At 62.6% G+C, this 23678-nt stretch carries 18 protein-coding genes and 2 pseudogenes; 19 read left to right on the top strand and 1 reads right to left on the bottom strand.

Features of this window, described 5'->3' with window-relative positions; translation table 11 throughout:
• Position 1 precedes the first annotated feature (1 nt).
• From uppS to ispD, 19 genes and pseudogenes are all read left to right on the top strand, one after another.
• Positions 2-757, top strand: coding sequence for a polyprenyl diphosphate synthase (gene uppS / locus CSV86_RS19065; RefSeq protein WP_009395263.1), 756 nt, complete (start codon positions 2-4; stop codon positions 755-757).
• A complete protein-coding gene (locus CSV86_RS19060) occupies positions 757-1572 on the top strand; it encodes a phosphatidate cytidylyltransferase (RefSeq protein WP_009395262.1) in 816 nt (271 codons plus the stop codon). The genes uppS and CSV86_RS19060 overlap by 1 nt, the downstream gene beginning before the upstream one ends.
• The gene (ispC, locus tag CSV86_RS19055) at positions 1569-2759 is read left to right on the top strand and encodes a 1-deoxy-D-xylulose-5-phosphate reductoisomerase (RefSeq protein WP_009395260.1); all 1191 of its coding nucleotides are present in this window, start codon (positions 1569-1571) and stop codon (positions 2757-2759) included. The genes CSV86_RS19060 and ispC overlap by 4 nt, the downstream gene beginning before the upstream one ends.
• A gap of 42 nt (positions 2760-2801) precedes the next feature.
• Positions 2802-4153, top strand: a pseudogene (gene rseP / locus CSV86_RS19050) (RIP metalloprotease RseP).
• Between the two features lie 75 nt (positions 4154-4228).
• Positions 4229-6580, top strand: a complete 2352-nt coding sequence (bamA, locus tag CSV86_RS19045; RefSeq protein WP_009395257.1) for an outer membrane protein assembly factor BamA — start codon at positions 4229-4231, stop codon at positions 6578-6580.
• A 45-nt stretch (positions 6581-6625) separates the two neighbouring features.
• Positions 6626-7129, top strand: a complete 504-nt coding sequence (locus CSV86_RS19040; RefSeq protein ID WP_009395255.1) for an OmpH family outer membrane protein — start codon at positions 6626-6628, stop codon at positions 7127-7129.
• A gap of 1 nt (position 7130) precedes the next feature.
• Positions 7131-8186 carry a UDP-3-O-(3-hydroxymyristoyl)glucosamine N-acyltransferase gene (gene lpxD / locus CSV86_RS19035; protein WP_009395254.1) on the top strand — a complete coding sequence of 352 codons (1056 nt, stop codon included), beginning with the start codon at positions 7131-7133 and terminating at the stop codon, positions 8184-8186.
• Positions 8187-8297: 111 nt separating this feature from the next.
• Positions 8298-8738 carry a 3-hydroxyacyl-ACP dehydratase FabZ gene (gene fabZ / locus CSV86_RS19030; RefSeq protein WP_009395253.1) on the top strand — a complete coding sequence of 147 codons (441 nt, stop codon included), beginning with the start codon at positions 8298-8300 and terminating at the stop codon, positions 8736-8738.
• Positions 8735-9511, top strand: coding sequence for an acyl-ACP--UDP-N-acetylglucosamine O-acyltransferase (gene lpxA, locus CSV86_RS19025; RefSeq protein ID WP_009395252.1), 777 nt, complete (start codon positions 8735-8737; stop codon positions 9509-9511). Before fabZ ends, lpxA begins: the two co-directional genes overlap by 4 nt.
• 1 nt (position 9512) lies before the next feature.
• Positions 9513-10640 (top strand): lipid-A-disaccharide synthase, encoded by a 1128-nt coding sequence (gene lpxB, locus CSV86_RS19020; RefSeq protein ID WP_009395251.1) that lies wholly within the window; start codon positions 9513-9515, stop codon positions 10638-10640.
• The gene (gene rnhB, locus CSV86_RS19015; RefSeq protein ID WP_009395250.1) at positions 10640-11269 is read left to right on the top strand and encodes a ribonuclease HII; all 630 of its coding nucleotides are present in this window, start codon (positions 10640-10642) and stop codon (positions 11267-11269) included. The genes lpxB and rnhB overlap by 1 nt, the downstream gene beginning before the upstream one ends.
• Positions 11270-11374: 105 nt before the next feature.
• Positions 11375-14898, top strand: a pseudogene (dnaE, locus tag CSV86_RS19010) (DNA polymerase III subunit alpha).
• A gap of 97 nt (positions 14899-14995) precedes the next feature.
• The gene (accA, locus tag CSV86_RS19005) at positions 14996-15943 is read left to right on the top strand and encodes an acetyl-CoA carboxylase carboxyl transferase subunit alpha (protein WP_009395248.1); all 948 of its coding nucleotides are present in this window, start codon (positions 14996-14998) and stop codon (positions 15941-15943) included.
• A 66-nt stretch (positions 15944-16009) separates the two neighbouring features.
• Positions 16010-17308: a tRNA lysidine(34) synthetase TilS gene (tilS, locus tag CSV86_RS19000; protein ID WP_009395246.1), complete on the top strand. Its 1299-nt coding sequence runs from the start codon at positions 16010-16012 to the stop codon at positions 17306-17308.
• A gap of 271 nt (positions 17309-17579) precedes the next feature.
• Positions 17580-19208 carry a CTP synthase gene (pyrG, locus tag CSV86_RS18995; protein ID WP_009395244.1) on the top strand — a complete coding sequence of 543 codons (1629 nt, stop codon included), beginning with the start codon at positions 17580-17582 and terminating at the stop codon, positions 19206-19208.
• Positions 19209-19211: 3 nt separating this feature from the next.
• Complete coding sequence (gene kdsA, locus CSV86_RS18990; RefSeq protein ID WP_009395243.1) at positions 19212-20057, top strand: 3-deoxy-8-phosphooctulonate synthase; 846 nt, start codon at positions 19212-19214, stop codon at positions 20055-20057.
• 149 nt (positions 20058-20206) lie between these two features.
• Entirely contained in the window at positions 20207-21496 is a 1290-nt protein-coding gene (gene eno, locus CSV86_RS18985) for a phosphopyruvate hydratase (RefSeq protein ID WP_009395240.1), read from the top strand.
• A 156-nt stretch (positions 21497-21652) separates the two neighbouring features.
• Positions 21653-21931, top strand: coding sequence for a cell division protein FtsB (ftsB, locus tag CSV86_RS18980; protein WP_009395237.1), 279 nt, complete (start codon positions 21653-21655; stop codon positions 21929-21931).
• Positions 21928-22635: a 2-C-methyl-D-erythritol 4-phosphate cytidylyltransferase gene (gene ispD, locus CSV86_RS18975; protein ID WP_009395234.1), complete on the top strand. Its 708-nt coding sequence runs from the start codon at positions 21928-21930 to the stop codon at positions 22633-22635. The genes ftsB and ispD overlap by 4 nt, the downstream gene beginning before the upstream one ends.
• Before the next feature lie 121 nt (positions 22636-22756).
• Here ispD and CSV86_RS18970 read toward each other — a convergent pair whose 3' ends face one another.
• Positions 22757-23653 carry a LysR substrate-binding domain-containing protein gene (locus CSV86_RS18970; protein WP_009395231.1) on the bottom strand — a complete coding sequence of 299 codons (897 nt, stop codon included), beginning with the start codon at positions 23651-23653 and terminating at the stop codon, positions 22757-22759.
• Positions 23654-23678 lie beyond the last annotated feature (25 nt).

Raw genomic sequence — 23678 nt, 5'->3', positions numbered from 1 at the left:
AATGGAAAAGAGCAAGCAAGGTGTGCCGTCCTCGGTGCCGCGCCATGTCGCGATCATCATGGACGGAAACAATCGCTGGGCGAAGAAGCGCCTGCTGCCCGGCGTCGCCGGGCACAAGGCTGGCGTGGATGCGGTGCGGGCCGTGATCGAGGTCTGCGCCGAAGCCAGGGTCGAGGTCCTGACCCTGTTCGCCTTCTCCAGCGAAAACTGGCAGCGCCCGGCCGATGAGGTCGGTGCGTTGATGGAGCTGTTCTTCTCGGCCTTGCGCCGGGAAGCCAGGCGCCTCAACGAGAACAACATCAGTTTGCGCATCATCGGCGATCGTTCGCGTTTCCATCCCGAGTTGCAGGCAGCCATGCGCGAAGCCGAAGCGCTGACTGCCGGCAACAATCGCTTCATCCTGCAGATCGCCGCCAACTACGGCGGTCAGTGGGATATCGCCCAGGCCGCCCAGCGTCTGGCGCGTGAAGTCCAGGCTGGCCATCTGCGCCCGGAGGACATCTCTCCCGAACTGTTGCAGACCTGCCTGGCTACCGGTGACCTGCCATTGCCGGACCTGTGCATCCGCACCGGCGGCGAGCACCGCATCAGCAATTTCCTGCTATGGCAGTTGGCGTACGCCGAGCTGTACTTCTCCGACCTGTTCTGGCCGGACTTCAAACACGAGGCCATGCGTAGTGCATTGGCTGATTTCGCTTCGCGCCAGCGCCGCTTCGGTAAAACCAGCGAGCAGGTCGAAGCCGGAGCCCGTGCTTAATGCTCAAACAACGCATCATTACTGCCCTTGTCCTGTTGCCGATCGCCCTCGGTGGCTTCTTCCTGCTCGATGGGGCGGACTTCGCCTTGTTCATCGGCCTGGTGGTCACGCTGGGCGCCTGGGAATGGGCCCGGCTTGCCGGCCTCGAGGCACAGGTGCTGCGGGTGGCCTATGCCGCGGTGATCGCCGGGTTGCTGATGCTGCTCTACCTGATGCCGGACCTGGCGCCCTGGGTGCTGGGCGCTTCGGTGTTGTGGTGGGGGTTGGCGACCTGGCTGGTGATGACTTATCCACGCAGCAGTGAACTATGGGCCAGTGCGGCCTGCCGGCTGCTGATCGGCGCGCTGATCCTGCTGCCTGCCTGGCAGGGGCTGGTGCTGCTGAAGCACTGGTCCATGGGTAACTGGCTGATTCTTGCGGTCATGGTCCTGGTATGGGGGGCCGACATCGGTGCCTACTTCTCCGGTCGGGCCTTTGGCAAGCGCAAGCTGGCGCCACAGGTCAGCCCCGGCAAGAGCTGGGAAGGCGTCTATGGCGGGCTGGCCTTGAGCCTGGCCATCACCCTGGGCGTCGGCCTGGTGCGACATTGGAGCGTTGGCGAACTGCTGCTGGGCCTGTTCGGCGCTGCGTTGATCGTCATGGGCTCGGTGGTTGGCGATCTGACCGAAAGCATGTTCAAGCGCCGCTCCGGTATCAAGGACAGCAGCAACCTGCTGCCGGGGCATGGTGGCATTCTCGATCGCATCGACAGCCTGACCGCGGCCATCCCGTTGTTCGCCGTGCTGCTTTGGGCTGCCGACTGGGGCGTGATGTGAGTCGCGTGCAGCGCATTACCGTGCTGGGAGCTACCGGCTCCATTGGCCTGAGCACGCTGGATGTCATTGCCCGGCATCCGGATCGCTACGAAACCTTTGCCCTGAGCGGCTACTCGCGGCTGGACGAGTTGCTGGCGCTGTGCCTGAAGCACGCTCCGGTATTCGCCGTGGTGCCGGATGAAGCCGCGGCGGCAACCCTGCGTGCCGGGCTCGATGCCGGCGGTTCGCGTACCGAGGTGCTGACCGGCGAACGGGGCCTGTGTGCCGTGGCGGCGGACCCGCAGGTCGATGCGGTGATGGCGGCCATCGTCGGCGCGGCAGGCTTGCGCCCGACCCTGGCGGCGGTGCAGGCGGGCAAGAAGGTCCTGCTGGCCAACAAGGAGGCGCTGGTGATGTCCGGCGCCCTGTTCATGGAGGCCGTACGGCGCAACAATGCGGTACTGCTGCCGATCGATAGCGAGCACAACGCTATCTTCCAGTGCCTGCCTGGCGACTATGCCCGTGGCCTTGACCGGGTCGGGGTGCGGCGGATCCTGCTGACCGCATCCGGCGGTCCGTTCCGTCAGACGCCGTCCGCTGAACTCGAGCGTGTAACTCCCGAGCAGGCCTGTGCCCATCCCAACTGGTCCATGGGCCGCAAGATCTCGGTCGATTCCGCGAGCATGATGAACAAGGGCCTCGAGCTGATCGAGGCGTGCTGGCTGTTCGATGCGCCACCGTCGCGGGTCGAGGTGGTGGTGCATCCGCAAAGTGTGATTCACTCCCTGGTCGATTATGTCGACGGCTCGGTCCTGGCCCAGTTGGGCAATCCCGACATGCGCACGCCGATCGCCAATGCCCTGGCATGGCCCGAGCGCATTGACTCCGGGGTCCCGCCGCTGGATCTTTTCGCCATTGCCCGCCTCGACTTCGAGGCGCCCGACGAGCGGCGTTTCCCCTGCCTGCGCCTGGCCCGTGAAGCGGCCGAGGCAGGCAACAGCGCCCCGGCGGTGCTCAACGCGGCCAACGAGATCGCGGTGGATGCCTTTCTTCGGGGGCGCATCCGCTTCCCGGAGATCGCGAGTATGATCGGGCAGGTGCTCGAACGCGAACCGGTGGTTGCGCTGGACTCGCTCGATGCAGTGTTCGCCGCTGACCAGCGCGCCAGGGAACTGGCGGGAGAGTGGTTGACGCGTCACGGCCGATGAGCTGTCGAACCCGGCCCGGTTGAAGGTTATTCGGAGAAAGACATGAGCGCGCTCTACATGATCATCGGCACCCTGATCGCACTGGGTGTACTGGTTACCTTCCACGAGTTCGGGCACTTCTGGGTGGCTCGGCGTTGCGGCGTCAAGGTCCTGCGTTTCTCCGTCGGCTTCGGTACGCCGCTGGTGCGCTGGCATGATCGCCAGGGCACCGAGTTCGTGATCGCCGCCATTCCTCTCGGCGGCTACGTGAAGATGCTCGACGAGCGCGAGGCCGACGTGCCTTCGGCGCTGCTGGAGCAATCCTTCAATCGCAAGAGCGTTGGCCAGCGTATCGCCATTACCGCTGCCGGGCCGATCGCCAACTTCCTGCTCGCCATCCTGTTCTTCTGGATCCTGGCCATGCTCGGCAGCCAGCAGGTGCGCCCGGTCATCGGTGCCGTCGAGCCGGGGAGCCTGGCCGCGGTAGCAGGCTTGAGTGCCGGTCAGGAGATCGTTTCCATCGATGGCAAGCCGACCAGCGGCTGGGCTGCGGTCAATCTGCAGCTGGTGCGGCGTCTGGGCGAGAGCGGTTCGCTGCGTATCGATGTTCGCGACGACGGCGCCTCTACCGGCAGCACCCATACGGTGGCGCTCGAGCAATGGCTCAAGGGCGCCGACGAGCCTGATCCGATCAATTCCCTGGGTATTCGCCCGTGGCGCCCGGCCTTGGCCCCGGTGCTTGCTGAGCTCGACCCGAAAGGTCCGGCCCAGGCCGCCGGTCTGAAAACCGGTGATCGCCTGCTGGCCCTGGACGGGCAGGCGCTGACCGACTGGCAGCAGGTGGTCGATAGCGTGCGCAGTCGTGCCGGCAGTCGCGTCGTGCTGGCTGTGGAGCGCGACGGTGCTCGCCTCGATGTGCCGGTGACCCTGGCCAGCCGCGGCGAGGGCAAGGCTGCCGCCGGTTACCTCGGGGCCGGTGTCGCTGCGGTGGAGTGGCCCGCCACGATGCTTCGCGAAGTCAGCTACGGGCCGCTGGAAGCGGTAGGCGAGGGCCTTTCCAGGACCTGGAACATGAGCGTCCTGACCCTTGATTCGCTGAAGAAAATGCTCTTCGGCGAGCTCTCGGTAAAAAACTTGAGCGGACCGATAACCATTGCTAAAGTGGCGGGCGCTTCGGCCCAGTCCGGCCTCGGAGATTTCCTGAATTTCCTGGCCTATCTGAGCATTAGCCTGGGGGTTCTTAACTTGCTGCCCATTCCGGTACTGGATGGGGGCATTTGCTGTTTTACCTGGTCGAGTGGGTGCGTGGTCGTCCGCTGTCGGACCGGGTGCAAGGTTGGGGGGTCCAGATCGGTATCAGTTTGGTAGTCGGGGTGATGTTGCTCGCCCTGATCAACGATCTGGGTCGACTGTAACGCTTCGCTCAATTGCGATCCTGCCGCGCCCTTGTGGCGGGTCGTTCATTGCCAGTTGGAATAAAAAAGGACTTCATGAAACGTCTGCTGCTAACTGCGGCTCTCGCCGCACTGATGATCGCTGAAGTTCACGCCGAGTCCTTCACCATCTCCGATATTCGCGTCAACGGTCTGCAGCGGGTTTCCGCCGGCAGCGTTTTCGGCGCCCTGCCTCTGAACGTCGGTGACCAGGCTGATGACAGCCGCCTGGTGGAGTCGACCCGCTCGCTGTTCAAGACCGGGTTCTTCCAGGACATCAACCTCAGCCGCGACGGCAACGTCCTGATCATCAACGTCGTTGAGCGTCCGTCGGTCTCCAGCATCGAGATCGAGGGCAACAAGGCGATCAGCACCGAAGACCTGATGAAGGGCCTGAAACAGTCCGGCCTGGCCGAAGGCGAGATCTTCCAGCGCGCGACCCTCGAAGGTGTGCGCAACGAGCTGCAGCGCCAGTACGTCGCCCAGGGCCGCTACTCGGCCGAGGTTGACGCCGAGGTGGTGCCACAGCCGCGCAACCGCGTCGGCCTGAAGATCAAGATCAACGAAGGCACGGTCGCTGCGATCCAGCACATCAACGTCGTGGGCAACACCGTGTTCTCCGACGAAGACCTGCAAGGCCTGTTCGAACTCAAGACCACCAACTGGCTGTCGTTCTTCAAGAACGACGACAAGTACGCCCGTGAAAAACTCTCCGGTGACCTTGAGCGCCTGCGTTCCTACTACCTGGACCGCGGCTACATCAACATGGATATCGCTTCCACCCAGGTCTCCATCACCCCGGACAAGAAGCACGTCTACATCACCGTCAACATCAACGAAGGCGAGAAGTACACCGTCCGCGACGTCAAGCTCTCCGGTGACCTCAAGGTTCCGGAAGACCAGGTCAAGGCGTTGCTGCTGGCCCAGCCAGGCCAGGTATTCTCGCGCAAGGTGATGACCACCACTTCCGAGCTGATCACCCGTCGCCTGGGCAACGAAGGCTATACCTTCGCCAACGTCAACGGCGTGCCGCAACCCCACGACGAAGACCACACCGTCGATATCACCTTCGTGGTCGATCCGGGCAAGCGTGCCTACGTCAACCGCATCAACTTCCGTGGCAACACCAAGTCCGAAGACGAAGTGCTGCGTCGCGAAATGCGCCAGATGGAAGGTGGCTGGGCTTCGACCTACCTGATCGACCAGTCCAAGACCCGTCTTGAGCGCCTGGGCTTCTTCAAGGAAGCCAACGTCGAGACCCCGGCCGTTCCGGGTACCGACGACCAGGTCGATGTGAACTACACCGTGGAAGAGCAGGCTTCCGGCTCGATCACCGCCAGCGTCGGCTTTGCCCAGAGCGCCGGCCTGATCCTCGGTGGTTCGATCAGCCAGAACAACTTCCTGGGTACCGGTAACAAGGTCTCCATCGGCCTGACCCGTTCCGAGTACCAGAGCCGATACAACTTCGGCTTCGTCGACCCCTACTGGACCGCCGACGGCGTCAGCCTGGGCTACAACGCCTTCTATCGCACCACCAACTACGACGACCTCGATGTCGACGTGGCGAGCTATGCGGTGGACAGCCTGGGTGCCGGTGTCAACGTCGGCTATCCGATCAGCGAGACGTCGCGCCTGACCTTCGGCCTGAGCGTGCAGCAGGACAAGATCAAGACCGGTACCTACACCGTCGACGAGATCTTCGACTTCCTGCGCGAGGAAGGTGACGACAGCTTCCTGAACTTCAAGGCTTCGGCCGGCTGGTCCGAATCCACCCTGAACAAGGGCGTGCTGGCGACCCGCGGTCATTCGCAAAGCCTGACCCTGGAAGCGACCACGCCGGGCAGCGACCTGTCGTTCTTCAAGCTCGACTACCGTGGCCAGCTGTTCAAGCCGATCACCAACGACTACACCCTGCGCCTGCATACCGAGCTGGGTTATGGCGACGGCTATGGTTCGACCTCGGGCCTACCGTTCTATGAAAACTACTATGCTGGTGGCTTCAACTCGGTTCGCGGTTTCAAGGACAGCAGCCTTGGCCCGCGCAGTACGCCGAGCAAGGGAACCAATCCCGGTACCGCACTTGACCCGGACCAGGATCCGTTGCCGTTCGGTGGTAACGTCCTCGTGCAGGGTGGTGTCGAACTGCTGTTCCCGCTGCCGTTCGTCAAGGACCAGCGCTCCCTGCGTACCTCGGTATTCTGGGATGTGGGTAACGTCTTCGATACCAACTGCGGCTCCAAGCCAGACTGCGAGAAGGTCGGCCTTTCCGGCCTGGCCAGCTCCGTCGGCCTGGGTGTGACCTGGATCACTGCACTGGGTCCGTTGAGCTTCAGCCTGGCGATGCCGGTGAAGAAACCGGACGATGCCGATACCCAGGTGTTCCAATTCTCTCTGGGGCAGACCTTCTAAGGGTCTGGTCCACGTAAACGACAACGGATTCTGTAGGAGTGCATCGTGCGTAAGCTGACTCAACTGGCGGTACTGGCTGCGGCCCTGGTCGCGACCCCGGCGTTTGCCGAAATGAAAGTAGCCGTTCTGAACTATCAGATGGCCCTGCTGGAGTCCGACGCGGCGAAAGCCTACGCGGTCGATGCCGAGAAGAAGTTCGGTCCGCAACTGACCAAGCTGAAGAACCTGGAAAGCAGCGCCAAGGGCATCCAGGATCGCCTGGTCAAGGGCGGCGACAAGATGCCCCAGGGCGAACGCGAGCGCCTGGAGCTGGAATTCAAGCAGAAGGCCCGTGATTTCCAGTTCCAGTCCAAGGAACTGAACGAGGCCAAGGCCGTCGCCGATCGTGACATGCTCAAGCAGCTCAAGCCGAAGCTCGATGGCGCTGTCGAGGAAGTCATCAAGAAAGGCGGCTTCGACCTGGTTCTCGAGCGTGGCGCGGTCATCGATGTCAAGCCTCAGTACGACATCACCCGCCAGGTCATCGAGCGCATGAACCAGTCCCGTTGATATGACGGCGACCATGAATCTTGGCCAGTTGTCCGAGTTCCTCGGCGCGACCCTGCAGGGTCCTGCCGAGCTCGAAATCTCCGGCCTCGCGACCCTGCAGGAAGCCGGCCCTGGCCAATTGAGCTTCCTCGCCAATCCCCAGTACCGCAAATACCTGGTCGATACCCAGGCTGCCGCGGTGCTGCTGCGTGCCGCCGATGCCGAAGGGTTCTCCGGCAACGCGCTGCTTGTGCCCGATCCCTACCTGGCCTACGCCCGCATTTCCCACCTGTTCGACCCCAAACCCAAGGCTGTGGCGGGGATTCATCCCAGCGCCGTGGTGGCGGCGGACGCGCAGGTCGATGCCAGTGCCAGTGTCGGTCCTTTCGTGGTCATCGAGAGCGGCGCGGTGATCGGCGCCAATGTCACCCTCGGTGCCCATTGCTTCATCGGCGCCCGCAGTGTGATCGGCGAGGGTGGCTGGCTCGCACCGCGCGTGACCCTGTACCACGACGTGCGTATCGGCAAGCGCGTGGTCATTCAGTCCGGTGCGGTGCTTGGCGGCGAGGGCTTCGGCTTCGCCAACGAGAAGGGTATCTGGCAGAAGATCGCCCAGATCGGTGGCGTGACCATCGGCGACGACGTGGAGATCGGGGTCAATACCGCGATCGATCGGGGCGCGCTGGCTGACACCCGTATCGGTGATGGCGTCAAGCTCGATAACCAGATCCAGATCGCCCACAACGTCCAGGTCGGCGACCATACGGCCATGGCGGCCTGTGTCGGTATCTCCGGCAGCACGAAGATCGGCAAGCATTGCACCATCGCCGGCGGCGTGGGCATGGTGGGTCACATCGATGTCTGTGACAACGTTTTCGTCTCCGGCATGACCATGGTCACCCGGTCCATCACCGAGCCAGGCGGCTATTCCTCCGGCACGGCGATGCAGACCCTGGCCGACTGGCGCAAGAGCGCTGCGCGGATTCGTCAGCTGGACGACATGGCCAAACGACTTCAACAGGTAGAAAAGCGCGTCGATGCCGTGACCTCGGGCGGCCAGCCTTCATCTGATGGCTGACACCTTTTTCCTGATCAAGGCCGTGGGGCTGTCCAGTGATGGTCCCACATAGCCCAAGGTGCACGGCGCCATGCACGTGTTTCCTATCTTTACTACAGGCTTCCCCCAGAAATGATGGACATCAACGAGATTCGCGAATACCTGCCCCACCGTTATCCGTTCCTGCTCGTGGATCGGGTAGTGGAACTGGACGTCGAGGGTCAGCGCATTCGTGCCTACAAGAATGTCAGCATCAACGAACCCTTCTTCAATGGTCACTTCCCTGCGCACCCGATCATGCCGGGCGTGCTGATCATCGAGGCAATGGCTCAGGCTGCCGGCATTCTCGGCTTCAAGATGCTCGATGCCAAGCCGACGGACGGCACCCTCTACTACTTCGTCGGTTCCGACAAGCTGCGCTTCCGCCAGCCGGTACTGCCGGGCGATCAACTGATCCTCGAAGCGAAGTTCATCAGTTGCAAACGCCAGATCTGGAAGTTCGACTGCCAGGCCTCGGTCGACGGCAAGCCGGTGTGCTCCGCCGAGATCATCTGCGCGGAACGTAAACTATGAGTTTGATTGACCCTCGGGCAATCATCGATCCTTCGGCCAGGCTGGCCGAGGGTGTCGAGGTCGGTCCTTGGTCGATCATCGGCCCGGATGTCGAGATCGGCGAAGGAACCGTCGTCGGTCCGCATGTGGTGCTCAAGGGGCCGACCCGTATCGGCCGCAACAACCGCATCTACCAGTTTTCCTCGGTCGGTGAAGACACCCCGGACCTCAAGTACAAAGGCGAACCCACGCGCCTGGTGATCGGTGACGACAATGTCATTCGCGAAGGGGTGACCATCCACCGTGGCACCATCCAGGACCGTTCGGAAACCACGATCGGCAATCACAACCTGATCATGGCCTATGCCCACATCGGCCACGACAGCGTGATCGGCAACCATTGCATCCTGGTCAACAACACCGCGCTGGCCGGCCATGTGCATGTTGGAGACTGGGCGATCCTCTCGGGTTTCACCCTGGTTCACCAGTTCTGCCATATCGGTGCCCACAGTTTCTCCGGCATGGGTACGGCAATCGGCAAGGATGTCCCGGCCTTCGTCACCGTGTTCGGTAACCCCGCCGAAGCGCGCAGCATGAACTTCGAAGGCATGCGCCGCCGTGGTTTCAGCGAGGATGCCATCCACGCCCTGCGTCGCGCCTACAAGGTGGTCTACCGCCAGGGCCTGACCGTCGAGCAGGCTGTCATCGAACTGGAAGCTTCGGCGCAGCAGTTCCCTGAAGTCGAACTGTTCCGTCAGTCGATCCAGAATTCCGCCCGCGGCATCACCCGCTGATATGTCGGCACTCTGCGTAGCGTTGGTGGCTGGCGAGGCCAGCGGCGACATTCTCGGCTCGGGGCTGATGCGAGCGCTCAAGGCACGCCATCCTGATATCCGTTTCATCGGTGTCGGCGGTCCATTGATGGAGGCCGAAGGTCTGTCCTCCTATTTCCCGATGGAGCGCCTTGCCGTCATGGGCCTGGTCGAGGTGCTCGGCCGCCTGCCAGAGTTGCTCAAGCGCCGCAAGCTGTTGATCCAGACGCTGATCGAGGAAAAACCCGATGTCTTTATCGGTATCGACGCTCCGGATTTCACCCTCAATATCGAGTTGAAACTGCGTCGGGCCGGTATCAGGACCGTTCACTATGTCAGCCCGTCGGTCTGGGCCTGGCGGCAGAAGCGGGTGCTGAAGATTCGCGAGGGCTGCGACCTGATGCTGACCCTGTTCCCCTTCGAAGCGAAGTTCTACGAAGAGCAGGGCGTGCCGGTTCGTTTCGTCGGGCATCCGCTGGCCGACACCATACCGCTGGAAGCCGACCGTCAGGCTGCGCGCCAGGCGCTGGGCTTGCCCGACGGGCCTTTGGTAGCGCTGATGCCGGGTAGTCGCGGCGGCGAGGTGGGGCGTCTGGGCGCCTTGTTCCTCGATACTGCACAGCGCCTTCGCGAACTGATCCCCGGTGTACGCTTCGTTTCGCCCTGCGCCAATGCCGCACGCCGTGCACAATTGGAGCAGATGCTGGTCGGTCGTGACCTGCCGCTGACACTCCTCGATGGCCGCTCCCATCAGGCCCTGGCGGCGTGTGACGCGGTCTTGATCGCCTCGGGCACTGCGACCCTTGAAGCCTTGCTGTTCAAGCGGCCGATGGTGGTAGCCTACCGCCTGGCGCCATTGAGCTACTGGATTCTCAAGCGCCTGGTAAAAAGCCCTTACGTTTCCTTGCCCAACCTGCTGGCCCAGCGCCTGCTGGTTCCGGAATTGTTGCAGGATGCCGCCACTGCGGAGGCGCTTGCGCAAACCCTGGCGCCGCTGGTTGGCGATGGTGCGCAACAGACCGACGGTTTCGACCGTATTCATCGCACCTTGCGTCTGGACGCCTCGAACCAGGCTGCCGATGCCGTGCTGGCTTTGCTGGAAGATCGATAATGCAAATGGGACTTGACTTCAATCTGGTCGAAGACCTGGTCGCCGGTGTCGATGAAGTCGGCCGCGGCCCGTTGTGCGGCGCGGTGGTGACTGCCGCAGTGATCCTCGATCCTGCGCGCCCCATCCTTGGTCTCAACGACTCGAAGAAACTCACTGAAGCGCGGCGCGAGAAGCTTTTCGACGAGATCTGCGAAAAAGCCTTGAGCTTCTGCATCGCCCGCGCCGAAGTCGATGAAATCGACGAACTGAACATCCTGCATGCCACCATGCTGGCCATGCAGCGAGCCGTCGAAGGGTTGCACGTGGCCCCGAAACTGGCGCTGATCGACGGTAACCGCTGCCCGAAACTCCAGGTTCCGGCCTCCCCGGTGGTCAAGGGGGATAGCCAGGTGCCCGCAATCGCGGCAGCGTCGATCCTGGCCAAGGTCACCCGCGACCGCGAGATGTCCGCTTTCGAGCTGATCTATCCCGGTTATGGCATCGGCGGGCACAAGGGCTACCCCACGCCGATACATCTTGAAGCACTGGCCCGCCTGGGGCCGACGCCGATCCATCGGCGTTCCTTCGCCCCGGTACGTGCCGCGTACGAGGCGCGCGAGCTGCTCGGCGGCCAGTCCATCCTGGTCTGAGCCCACACTTCCACCACCAGTCCGGATCACTTCACGCCGGCTGTTGTTTTGATCGGGGCCCGGTACAATCCGGGCCTTGTCGTTTTGCGCTGCTATAGGATCAACATGTCGGCTTCCTTCGTTCATCTTCGCCTGCATACCGAATTCTCGCTGGTCGACGGACTGGTGCGGATCAAGCCGCTCGCCAAGGCCCTGGCCGGGATGAACATGCCGGCGGTGGCGGTGACCGACCAGAGCAACATGTGTTCGCTGGTCAAGTTCTACAAGACGGCCATGGGGCGGGCATCAAGCCGATCTGCGGCGCCGACCTGTGGCTGGCCGGCGACGACCCGGAAGCGCCCCTGGCACGTATCTGCTTTTTGGTGATGGATGCCAAGGGCTATCGCAATCTCACCGAACTGATCTCCCGTGGCTGGACCGACGGCCAGCGCAATGGCCTGGTGGTCATCCAGCGGGAATGGATCGCCGAGGCTGCAGAAGGCCTGATCGCCCTTTCCGCAGCGAAGGAAGGCGATATCGGCATGGCCCTGATGAACGGCAACGAGGCTGAAGCCGAGGCGCTGCTGCAGGACTGGATGGCGATGTTTCCCGACCGCTTCTACGTCGAGGTGCAGCGCACCAATCGCGCTGGCGACGAAGAGTATCTGCATGCCGCGGTGGCCCTGGCCGATCGCCTGGGGGCGCCGCTGGTGGCGACCAACGATGTGCGTTTCATCAAGCAATCCGATTTCGATGCCCACGAGACCCGCGTGTGCATCGGCGAGGGCCGTGCCCTCGACGATCCGCGCCGTTCGCGCAACTACAGCGACCAGCAGTACCTGAAGAGCCCGGAGGAAATGGCCGAGCTGTTCAGCGACCTGCCCGAGGCCCTGGAAAACAGCGTCGAGATCGCCAAGCGCTGCAACATCACCGTGCAGTTGGGCAAATACTTCCTTCCCGATTTCCCCACGCCCAACGGCATGGGGATCGACGACTATCTGCGCCATGTTTCCCATGAAGGCCTGGAAGAGCGCCTGGCCGTGCTCTGGCCAAAGGAAACTACGCCCGACTACGAAGAGAAACGCCAGGTCTATCTGGATCGGCTCAAGTTCGAGCTCGACATCATCATCCAGATGGGTTTCCCCGGTTACTTCCTGATCGTTATGGACTTCATCAAGTGGGCCAAGAACAACGGCGTGCCGGTGGGCCCGGGCCGGGGGTCGGGAGCTGGCTCGCTGGTGGCCTATGTGCTCAAGATCACCGACCTCGACCCCTTGGCCTATGACCTGCTGTTCGAGCGCTTCCTCAACCCCGAACGTATTTCCCTGCCCGACTTCGACGTCGACTTCTGCATGGATGGCCGCGACCGGGTGATCGACTACGTGGCCGAGGCCTACGGGCGCAATGCGGTGAGCCAGATCATCACCTTCGGCACCATGGCGGCCAAGGCGGTGGTGCGCGACGTTGCGCGGGTGCAGGGCAAGTCCTACGGCCTGGCGGATCGTCTGTCGAAGATGATTCCGTTCGAAGTCGGCATGACCCTGGAAAAGGCCTACGAACAGGAAGAAATGCTGCGGGACTTTCTCAAGACCGACGAGGACGCCAAGGAAATCTGGGACATGGCCCTCAAGCTCGAGGGTGTCACCCGGGGTACCGGCAAGCACGCCGGGGGCGTGGTCATCGCCCCGACCAAGCTCACCGACTTTTCGCCGATCGCCTGTGACGAAGAAGGCGGCGGCCTGGTAACCCAGTTCGACAAGGACGATGTCGAGGCCGCCGGCCTGGTGAAATTCGACTTCCTCGGCCTGCGTACCCTGACCATCATCAAATGGGCGATGGAGATCATCAACCGCGAGCAGGCCAAGGCCGGCCTGCCGGATGTGAACATCGACTTCATCCCGCTGGACGACCGCAAGACATACGAGCTGCTGCAGCGGGCAGAAACAACAGCGGTATTCCAGCTCGAATCCCGCGGCATGAAGGAGCTGATCAAGAAGCTCAAGCCCGACTGCCTGGAAGACCTTATCGCACTGGTGGCGTTGTTCCGTCCCGGCCCGTTGCAATCGGGCATGGTGGACGACTTCATCAACCGCAAGCACGGTCGTGCCGAGCTGGCCTATCCGCATCCGGATTACCAGTACGATGGCCTGAAGCCCGTACTGGCACCGACCTACGGCATCATCCTGTACCAGGAACAGGTGATGCAGATTGCCCAGGTCATGGCCGGTTACACCCTCGGCGGTGCGGACATGCTGCGTCGGGCCATGGGCAAGAAGAAGCCCGAGGAGATGGCCAAGCAGCGCGGTGGTTTCATCGAAGGGTGCGTCAACAACGGAATCGACGCCGACCTCGCGGGCAACATCTTCGACCTGGTGGAAAAGTTCGCCGGCTACGGCTTCAACAAGTCCCACTCCGCCGCCTACGGCCTGGTTTCCTACCAGACGGCCTGGCTGAAGACCCACCACCCGGCTGCGTTCATGGCCGCGGTGCTCTCGGCGGATATGCACAACACCGACAAGGTGGTGATCCTGATCGAGGAAGTGCGCAGCATGAAGCTGCGCCTCGACGCGCCGGACGTGAATTTCTCCGACTTCAAGTTCACCGTGAACAACGACGGACGCATCGTCTATGGCCTCGGTGCGATCAAGGGCGTCGGCGAGGGTCCGGTGGAAGCGATCATGGAGGCACGGGCCGCAGGTGGTCCGTTCAACGACCTGTTCGATTTCTGCGCGCGGGTCGACCTCAAGCGCATCAACAAGCGCACCCTCGACGCCCTGGTGCGCAGCGGTGCGCTGGACCGCCTCGGGCCGTTCTTCCATGACGAGATCAAGGCCTACCAGGCCAATATCGATCGCAACCGTGCAGTCCTGCTGTCGGCGATGGAGGAGGCGATCAAATCGGCGGAACAGACCGCCCGCACCCATGACAGCGGTCACTCGGACCTCTTCGGCGGCCTGTTCGACGAGCCGGATGCCGATGTCTACGCCAACCATCGCAAGGCCCGCGAGCTGACCCTGAAAGAACGTCTGCGCGGCGAGAAGGACACCCTCGGCCTTTATCTCACCGGCCACCCCATCGACGAGTACGAAGGCGAGATTCGCCGTTTCGCCCGCCAGCGTATCGTCGACCTGAAGCCGGCACGCGATACCCAGACCGTCGCCGGCATGATCATTGCTCTGCGGGTGATGAAGAACAAGAAAGGCGACAAGATGGGCTTCGTCACCCTCGATGACCGTTCCGGGCGGATCGAGGCTTCGTTGTTCGCCGATGCCTTCATGGCCTCGCAAGCGCTGCTGCAGAACGATGCCATGGTGGTGGTCGAGGGCGAGGTCAGCAATGACGACTTCTCGGGCGGCCTGCGCCTGCGCGTCAAGCGGGTGATGAGCATGGAGGATGCGCGCACCAACCTGGCCGACAGCCTGCGCCTGAAGCTGCACGCCGATGCGCTCAAGGGCGATCGTTTGGCCTGGCTGGGCGACCTGCTCAAGCGCCACCGTGGCGCCTGCCCGGTGAGCATGGAATACACCGGCAGTGACGCGAAGGCCCAATTGCAGTTCGGCGAGGATTGGCGGATCGACCCGGCCGATGGCTTGATTCAGGCCCTGCGTGACCAGTTCGGCCGTGAGAACGTCTTTTTGCACTATCGATGAATTTTTAATCTCGACCTGAACGCGCCTCTCCCTTAAGGTAGGGCGCCAAACGGATCAACCGGCCGGCCGCCTGGCCGTCGACCCAAGACGGATGCCTATGAACCCGAATTTTCTGGATTTCGAACAGCCGATTGCTGACCTGCAAGCCAAGATCGAAGAGCTGCGCCTGGTAGGCAATGACAACTCGTTGAACATCGGCGATGAAATCGGCCGTCTGCAGGACAAGAGCAGCGAGCTGACCAAGAGCATCTTCGGCAATCTGACCAGCTGGCAGATCGCCCGCCTGGCGCGCCATCCGCGCCGGCCGTACACCCTGGACTACATCGAGCACATCTTCACCGAGTTCGACGAGCTGCACGGCGACCGTCACTTCGCCGACGACGCCGCGATCGTCGGTGGTATCGCCCGCCTGGACGACCGCCCGGTGATGGTCATCGGCCACCAGAAGGGCCGTGAAGTGCGCGAAAAGGTTCGCCGCAACTTCGGCATGCCGCGTCCGGAAGGCTACCGCAAGGCCTGTCGCCTGATGGAAATGGCCGAACGCTTCAAGATGCCGATCCTGACCTTCATCGACACCCCGGGTGCGTATCCGGGCATCGACGCCGAAGAGCGCAACCAGAGCGAAGCCATCGCCTGGAACCTGCGGGTCATGGCGCGCCTGAAGACCCCGATCATCGCCACCGTTATCGGCGAGGGTGGTTCTGGCGGTGCGCTGGCCATCGGTGTCTGCGACCAGCTCAACATGCTGCAGTACTCGACCTACTCGGTGATCTCGCCGGAGGGTTGCGCCTCGATCCTTTGGAAAACCGCCGAAAAGGCTGCCGACGCCGCCGAGGCCATGGGCATCACTGCCGAACGCCTGAAAGGCCTGGGCATCGTCGACAAGGTCATCTCCGAACCCCTGGGCGGTGCGCACCGTGATCCGGCAGCCATGGCAGCCTCGGTTCGCAGTGAGCTGCTCGAGCAACTGGACATGCTGAAGAAGTTCGACAACGACGCGTTGCTCAAGCGCCGTTACGACCGCCTGATGAGCTACGGTCTCTGACCTGAAGCCATCTGTCAGAAATTGGGGCCGCAAAGCAGCCCCAATTGCTTTTGTCGGACCCTGAACATGACCGACCTCGTCGCCCGCCTGAAGGACAAACTAGCCCCCTGGCAGAACGCGCCCGGCTGGTGCGTGGCCTTGTCGGGCGGTCTGGATTCCACCGTACTCCTGCACCTGCTGGCCGCCATGACGGATCGCCCGGCACTGCGCGCCATCCATGTCCATCACGGCCTGCAACCGGTCGCGGATGCCTGGCCGGAACACTGCCAGCGCCTGTGCGACTCGCTGGGCGTCGAGCTGCTGGTACGCCATGTGACAGTGGAAGAGGGCGCCAGCCTCGAACAGGCCGCGCGCAATGCCCGCTATGCCGCCTTCAGTGAAGTCCTTCGGGACGGTGAGGTCCTGCTGACTGGCCAGCATCGTGAGGACCAGGCCGAAACCCTGTTGTTGCGCTTGCTTCGTGGTGCCGGATTGCGTGGGTTGATGGCAATGCGCGGACTGCGGCAGCTGGGTGACGCCTGGCTGCTTCGGCCCTTGCTCGACAGCTCTCGTGACGAGCTTCTGCGCTATGCCCGTGATCGTGGCCTGGACTGGATCGAAGATCCGTCGAATGGCGATATCCGATTCACGCGCAATTACCTGCGACAAGAGGTGCTTCCGGCTCTGTCTTCACGCTGGCCACAGGTCAGTCGCACGCTGGCCCGTACTGCCGATCATCTCGCCGAGGCGGGCGAGTTGCTCGATGCACTGGCCTCGGGCGATCTGGCGCAGGCCCAGACGCAGGGCGATTTTCCTTGGCTCGGTCTTCCCTCCCTGCATTTACCGGGTCTGCTCCGGCTTTCTCCAGCGCGCCAGCGTAACGCCCTGCGATTCTGGCTCGCGTATTTCACTCGCCTGCCCGATGCCGATCATTGGGCCGGCTGGGACGCTCTACGCGATGCCCGCCCCGATGCTTCACCGATCTGGAAACTCGCCGATGGCGAGCTGCACCGGGCTGGTGAGCGCATCTACTGGTTGAGTGGCGAGTGGCTCGGCGCTCCCGATGGGGCGGAATGCTGGAAAGATCCACCACTGGCGATGGAACTGCCTGGCAACGGATTCGTTATCCTGAAAGGGAATAAGCCCGGGGAGACCCTGCGGATCGCCTACCGCCAGGGCGGCGAAAACATGCATATCGCCCGTCGCGGCCATCGCGATCTCAAGCGTTTGCTCAATGAACGCGGGGTTCCCGCCTTCGTTCGCGGCCGTTTGCCACTGCTGTTCGCCGGTGATCGACTGGTCGCCGTGGCCAACCTGCCGGACCTCGTTGATGGCGATTTGCAACTTGTGTGGCAGGTACCGACGAGTGAGCAAGGTTTGAGGTGATGGGCATCTTCGGGTAGACTACGCTCCCTTCTTGATACAGCTTCTGTGAGCTCGATTCGAGCCGCAGGAGTTGCCGATTACCAAGCAGTTTTTTGCTGGGCGATTCTCAAAATGTGTAGCGAGCTCCGTACCGGGATTTCAACCCCGGTCTGTACAGACGCGGCAGTATTTTCGGATGCACTGTGATTGACGCAGGTGATCGGGGGCTTCGGCCTTCCTTCGCTTTCCCCGGCGGCGCAGACCGCTTTAACGCAGACTTCTAGGGTTTTTCATGACGCGCTACATATTCGTCACGGGCGGTGTTGTTTCTTCATTGGGGAAAGGCATTGCCTCGGCTTCATTGGCGGCCATCCTGGAGGCGCGGGGGCTCAAGGTCACCATGCTCAAGCTGGACCCGTACATCAACGTCGACCCGGGCACCATGAGCCCGTTCCAGCACGGCGAAGTGTTCGTTACCCACGACGGCGCCGAGACCGACCTGGACCTGGGCCACTACGAGCGGTTCATCCGCACGACCATGACCCAGAACAACAACTTCACCACCGGCCGCATCTACGAGCACGTGCTGCGCAAGGAGCGTCGTGGTGACTACCTGGGCGCCACCATCCAGGTCATCCCGCACATCACCGACGAGATCAAGCGTCGCATCATCAAGGGCGCCGGCGATGCCGACGTGGCCCTGGTCGAGATCGGCGGCACCGTCGGCGATATCGAGTCGCAGCCGTTCCTCGAAGCCATCCGCCAACTGCGCGTCGAAGTCGGTTCCAAGCGCGCGATGCTGATGCACCTGACCCTGGTCCCGTACATCGCCACCGCCGGCGAGACCAAGACCAAGCCGACCCAGCACTCGGTCAAGGAACTGCGCTCCATCGGCTTGCAGCCTGACGTGCTGATCTGCCGTTCAGACCATCCGGTCGATGTGTCGTCCCGTCGCAAGATCGCCCTGTTCACCAACGTCGAAGAACGCGCGGTCATCTCGCTGGAAGACGTCGACACCATCTACAAGATTCCTGCCGTGCTGCACGCCCAGGGCCTGGACGACTTCGTCGTCGAGCGCTTCGGCCTGCAATGCAACGGTGCCGACCTCTCCGAATGGGAAAAGGTCGTCGATGCCAAGCTGAACCCCGAGCACGAAGTCACCATCGCCATGGTCGGCAAGTACATGGAGTTGCTTGACGCGTACAAGTCGCTGATCGAAGCGATGAGCCACGCCGGCATCCAGAACCGTACCAAGGTCAACCTGCGCTACATCGATTCCGAAGACATCGAGAACCAGGGCACCGGCTTGCTGGAAGGCGTCGATGCCATCCTGGTGCCGGGCGGCTTCGGTCTGCGCGGTGTGGAAGGCAAGATCACCGCCGTCCAGTACGCTCGCGAGAACAAGGTCCCGTACCTGGGGATCTGCCTCGGCATGCAGGTCGCGGTCATCGAATTCGCCCGTAACGTCATGGGCTGGAAGGACGCCAACTCCACCGAGTTCGATCGCAACAGCGGCCACCCGGTCGTTGGCCTGATCACCGAGTGGGCCGATGCTACCGGCGCCGTGGAAACCCGTACCGAAGCGTCCGACCTGGGCGGCACCATGCGCCTGGGCGCCCAGGAATGCCAGCTGGAAAGCGGTTCCAAGGTCCACGATTGCTACGCCAAGGACGTGATCGTCGAGCGTCACCGCCACCGCTACGAAGTGAACAACAACCTGCTGCCGCAATTGATCGAAGCCGGCCTCAAGGTTTCCGGGCGTTCCGGCGACGGTGCACTGGTGGAAGTGGTCGAGTCCCAGGATCACCCATGGTTCGTCGCCTGCCAGTTCCACCCAGAGTTCACCTCGACCCCGCGTGACGGCCATCCGCTGTTCAGCGGCTTCGTCAAGGCGGCTCTGGCGCAGAAGAACAAGGCCTGATCCATGACCCAGAAGATCATTCGCGTCGGTAACATCGAGATCGCCAACGACAAGCCGTTCGTCCTGTTCGGCGGCATGAACGTCCTGGAGTCCCGTGACCTGGCCCTGAAGGTCTGCGAGGAATACGTGCGGGTTACCGAGAAACTCGGTATCCCCTATGTGTTCAAGGCCAGCTTCGACAAGGCCAATCGCTCGTCGATCAATTCCTACCGCGGTCCTGGCCTTGAAGAAGGCCTGCGGATCTTCGAGGAAGTGAAGAAGACCTTCGGCGTTCCGGTCATCACCGATGTGCACGAGCCGTTCCAGGCCGAAGCCGTGGCCAAGGTTTGCGACATCATCCAGCTGCCGGCCTTCCTCTCGCGCCAGACCGACCTGGTGGTGGCAATGGCCAAGACCGGTGCGGTGATCAACATCAAGAAAGCCCAGTTCCTCGCCCCCCAGGAAATGAAACACATCCTGACCAAGTGCGAGGAAGCGGGTAACGACCAGTTGATCCTGTGCGAGCGTGGTTCCAGCTTCGGATACAACAACCTGGTGGTGGACATGCTCGGCTTCGGCATCATGAAGCAGTTCCAGTACCCGGTGTTCTTCGACGTGACCCACGCCCTGCAGATGCCGGGCGGTCGTGCCGATTCGGCCGGCGGTCGTCGTGCCCAGGTCACCGAACTGGCCCGTGCCGGTCTCAGCCAGGGCCTGGCCGGCCTGTTCCTCGAGGCCCACCCGGACCCGGACAACGCCAAGTGCGACGGTCCCTGCGCCCTGCGCCTGGACAAGCTGGAGCCTTTCCTGACCCAGCTCAAGCAACTGGATGACCTGGTGAAGAGTTTTCCGACGGTAGAAACCGCATAAGCCGCGTTTCTCCGGTAAAGTACCGCCCGTTTCACCCCTGACCTCGCGGTCGGGGGTTCTCCGCGTCAGGCCTGCCCGTGCCCCGTGCCTGCGAAAGAGCGGATTCTTCAAGCTGCGTTGTTTTCGTCAATTCTGGAGTGCTTACAACAATGGCAAAAATCGTCGACATCAAAGGTCGTGAAGTTCTCGACTCCCGCGGCAACCCGACCGTGGAAGCGGACGTGCTGCTCGACAACGGCATCATCGGCAGCGCCTGCGCGCCGTCGGGTGCTTCCACCGGCTCCCGCGAGGCACTGGAGCTGCGTGATGGCGACAAGAGCCGTTACCTGGGTAAGGGCGTGCTGAAAGCCGTCGCCAACATCAACGGCCCGATCCGCGACCTGCTGCTGGGCAAGGACCCGGTAGACCAGAAAGCCCTGGACCGCGCCATGATCGAGCTGGACGGTACCGAGAACAAGGCCAAGCTGGGCGCCAACGCCATCCTCGCCGTGTCCCTGGCCGCTGCCAAGGCTGCCGCCCAGGACCAGGACCTGCCGCTGTACGCGCACATCGCCAACCTGAACGGTACCCCTGGCCAGTACTCCATGCCGGTACCGATGATGAACATCATCAACGGCGGCGAGCACGCCGACAACAACGTCGATATCCAGGAGTTCATGGTCCAGCCGGTTGGCGCCAAGACCTTCTCCGACGCTCTGCGCATGGGCACCGAGATCTTCCATCACCTCAAGGCTGTGCTGAAGGCCCGTGGCCTGAACACTGCCGTCGGTGACGAAGGCGGTTTCGCGCCTAACCTGTCCTCCAACGAAGACGCCCTGGGCGCCATTGCCGAAGCCGTGGCCAACGCCGGCTACAAGCTGGGCACCGACGTGACCCTGGCCCTGGACTGCGCCGCCAGCGAGTTCTTCGAAGACGGCAAGTACAACCTGTCCGGTGAAGGCAAGTCGTTCGACGCCGAAGGTTTCGCCGAGTACCTGAAAGGCCTGACCGAGCGCTTCCCGATCATCTCCATCGAAGACGGTCTGGACGAGTCCGACTGGGCTGGCTGGAAAGTCCTGACCGACAAGATCGGCGAGAAGGTTCAACTGGTCGGTGACGACCTGTTCGTGACCAACACCAAGATCCTGAAGGAAGGCATCGACAAGAAGATCGCCAACTCCATCCTGATCAAGTTCAACCAGATCGGCTCGCTGACCGAGACCCTGGAAGCCATCCAGATGGCCAAGGCCGCCGGCTACACCGCGGTGATCTCGCACCGTTCGGGCGAAACCGAAGACTCGACCATCGCCGACCTGGCCGTAGGTACTTCCGCTGGTCAGATCAAGACCGGTTCGCTGTGCCGTTCCGACCGCGTATCCAAGTACAACCAGCTGCTGCGTATCGAAGAGCAACTGGGCGCCAAGGCGGTGTACCGTGGTCGCGACGAGTTTCGCGGCTAAGCGATAGATGGTAAAAAGACAGCACCGTGAAACCCAGGGCTTTGTCCTGGTGTCTTTCAGGGGCGCTGCGAATGCTTGAATCACAAAGCCTGGCTTCGGTCAGGCTTCGTGCCATCAGCCCTTCGCACACGCGGTCTTTCGCCACTGGATGTCCTGATGCGTAGTCCTTACTGGTTGTTCCTTGTCCTTCTCGCACTGCTCGGTGGCTTGCAGTACCGGCTGTGGGTGGGCAATGGCAGCCTGGCCCAGGTGGCCGAACTCAAGCAACAGATCGCCGACCAGCACGCCGAGAACGAGCGTCTGCTGGAGCGCAACCGCGTGCTCGATGCCGAGGTGCTGGAATTGAAAAAGGGCATGGAAACCGTCGAAGAGCGGGCCCGCCACGAATTGGGAATGGTGAAGGAGGGTGAAACCCTCTACCAACTGGCCCAATGAGCACGTCCCTGCCTGCCTTCTGGGCAGTGATCCCCGCCGCCGGCGTGGGTGCGCGCATGGCCGCCGACCGGCCCAAGCAGTACCTGCAACTGGGCGGACGCACTATTCTCGAACACAGCCTCAACTGTTTTCTCGACCATCCCTCCTTGAAAGGGGTGGTGGTCAGCATTGCTGCTGACGATCCCTTCTGGCCCGGCCTCGCCTGCGCCAGCGACCCACGTATACAGCGCGCTGCCGGTGGCCGCGAGCGGGCCGACTCGGTGCTCAGCGCCCTGTTGCTCCTGCATGCGCAAGGGGCGGCGGACGGCGATTGGGTACTGGTCCACGATGCTGCGCGGCCCAACCTGTCGCGTGATGACCTGGATCGCCTGCTCCTGGAACTGGCGGATGATCCGGTGGGTGGGCTGCTCGCTGTTCCTGCCCGGGATACCCTCAAGCGCGCCGATGCCCATGGTCGGGTCGAGGTCACGGTTGACCGCAGCACCATCTGGCAGGCCTATACCCCGCAGATGTTCCGGCTTGGCGCCTTGCACCGGGCCCTGGCCGACAGCCTCGTGGCGAATGTGGCGATCACCGACGAAGCCTCGGCCATCGAGTGGTCCGGCCAGGCGCCGCGGCTGATCGAAGGGCGCAACGACAACATCAAGGTCACCCGTCCCGAAGATCTGGAATGGCTTCGTCAGCGCTGGTCCCAGCGCTGCTGAAGCAGGATTTGCGCAATCGACGCGGACCTGTGGGAGCGGGTTTACCCGCGATTACGTCGGTGAACTCACTGCCGCAATCGCGGGTAAACCCGCTCCCACAGGTCTTTGCCAAATCAATGAGTTATGTATTCTGATATTCCGGTCTCAGCGCCAACCCTTCGCGCAAGTGATCCACCAGCTTGCGCACCTTCGGCGACAGGTGCCGCTGCTGCGGATACAGCGCCCACACCGCGGTGTTGGGCGGCTGGTGGGTTTCCAGCAGCGACACCAGCGCGCCGCTGCCCAGGTGCTCCAGCACGTAGTAGTCCGGCAACTGGCATAACCCCATGCCCTGCAGCGCTGCGTCGAGTACCGCCTGTCCGCTGTTGCAGCGCCAGTTGCCCTGGACCCGCTGGGTGACTTCCCGCCCGTCCTGCTGCATCACCCAGATATCGGAGCTGCCGATCAGGCAATTGTGTCGCGCCAGTTCGGACAGGCTGTGCGGGCGGCCATAACGATTCAGGTAATCCGGCGAGGCGCACAGGTACATGCGTCGTGGCGCCAATCGTGCCGCTACCAGTCGTGATTCCTGCAAGCGACCGAGACGGATCGCCAGGTCCATGCCTTCGTGGAGTAGGTCAAGGGTGTTGTTGGTCAGCTCTATATCCACCCTCAGTTGCGGGTATTGGCTCATGAAACTGGCAACCAGTGGCGCGATGAAGCGCTCGCCGTAGGCGACCGCGCAGGTCATGCGCAACAGCCCCTTGGGCTCGCTGGTCAGGTCGCCCATGGCGCGCAGGGCTTCCTCGCGGCCGTCCTGCAAGCGCTGGCAATGCTGGAGAAAGGTCTGGCCTGCCTCGCTCAGGGTGACGCGGCGGGTGCTGCGGTACAGCAGGCGGGTTTGCAGGCGCTCTTCAAGCCGCGCGACCTGGCGACTGATGTGGGAGGAGGACACCCCAAGGCGATCGGCGGCTGCCGTGAACTGCCCGGATTCGGCCACGGCGACGAATTCGTCTATGCCTTCCCAGCGGCTACTCATTGATTATCCCTGCGTGGCAATAATG

Source organism: Pseudomonas bharatica CSV86 (assembly GCF_000319305.2).
GTDB lineage: Bacteria > Pseudomonadota > Gammaproteobacteria > Pseudomonadales > Pseudomonadaceae > Aquipseudomonas > Aquipseudomonas bharatica.
Note: the sequence above shows the minus strand (reverse complement) of the source record. Positions and strands in the feature narration are given on the sequence as shown.

Bases quoted from the DNA above. Each gene is read 5' to 3' on its own strand.
- uppS (WP_009395263.1), top strand. From the start codon at position 2: ATGGAAAAGAGCAAGCAAGGTGTGCCGTCCTCGGTGCCGCGCCATGTC.
- CSV86_RS19060 (WP_009395262.1), top strand. From the start codon at position 757: ATGCTCAAACAACGCATCATTACTGCCCTTGTCCTGTTGCCGATCGCC.
- bamA (WP_009395257.1), top strand. From the start codon at position 4,229: ATGAAACGTCTGCTGCTAACTGCGGCTCTCGCCGCACTGATGATCGCT.
- lpxD (WP_009395254.1), top strand. From the start codon at position 7,131: ATGACGGCGACCATGAATCTTGGCCAGTTGTCCGAGTTCCTCGGCGCG.
- fabZ (WP_009395253.1), top strand. From the start codon at position 8,298: ATGATGGACATCAACGAGATTCGCGAATACCTGCCCCACCGTTATCCG.
- lpxA (WP_009395252.1), top strand. From the start codon at position 8,735: ATGAGTTTGATTGACCCTCGGGCAATCATCGATCCTTCGGCCAGGCTG.
- lpxB (WP_009395251.1), top strand. From the start codon at position 9,513: ATGTCGGCACTCTGCGTAGCGTTGGTGGCTGGCGAGGCCAGCGGCGAC.
- rnhB (WP_009395250.1), top strand. From the start codon at position 10,640: ATGCAAATGGGACTTGACTTCAATCTGGTCGAAGACCTGGTCGCCGGT.
- accA (WP_009395248.1), top strand. From the start codon at position 14,996: ATGAACCCGAATTTTCTGGATTTCGAACAGCCGATTGCTGACCTGCAA.
- tilS (WP_009395246.1), top strand. From the start codon at position 16,010: ATGACCGACCTCGTCGCCCGCCTGAAGGACAAACTAGCCCCCTGGCAG.
- pyrG (WP_009395244.1), top strand. From the start codon at position 17,580: ATGACGCGCTACATATTCGTCACGGGCGGTGTTGTTTCTTCATTGGGG.
- kdsA (WP_009395243.1), top strand. From the start codon at position 19,212: ATGACCCAGAAGATCATTCGCGTCGGTAACATCGAGATCGCCAACGAC.
- eno (WP_009395240.1), top strand. From the start codon at position 20,207: ATGGCAAAAATCGTCGACATCAAAGGTCGTGAAGTTCTCGACTCCCGC.
- ftsB (WP_009395237.1), top strand. From the start codon at position 21,653: ATGCGTAGTCCTTACTGGTTGTTCCTTGTCCTTCTCGCACTGCTCGGT.
- ispD (WP_009395234.1), top strand. From the start codon at position 21,928: ATGAGCACGTCCCTGCCTGCCTTCTGGGCAGTGATCCCCGCCGCCGGC.
- CSV86_RS18970 (WP_009395231.1), bottom strand. From the start codon at position 23,653: ATGAGTAGCCGCTGGGAAGGCATAGACGAATTCGTCGCCGTGGCCGAA.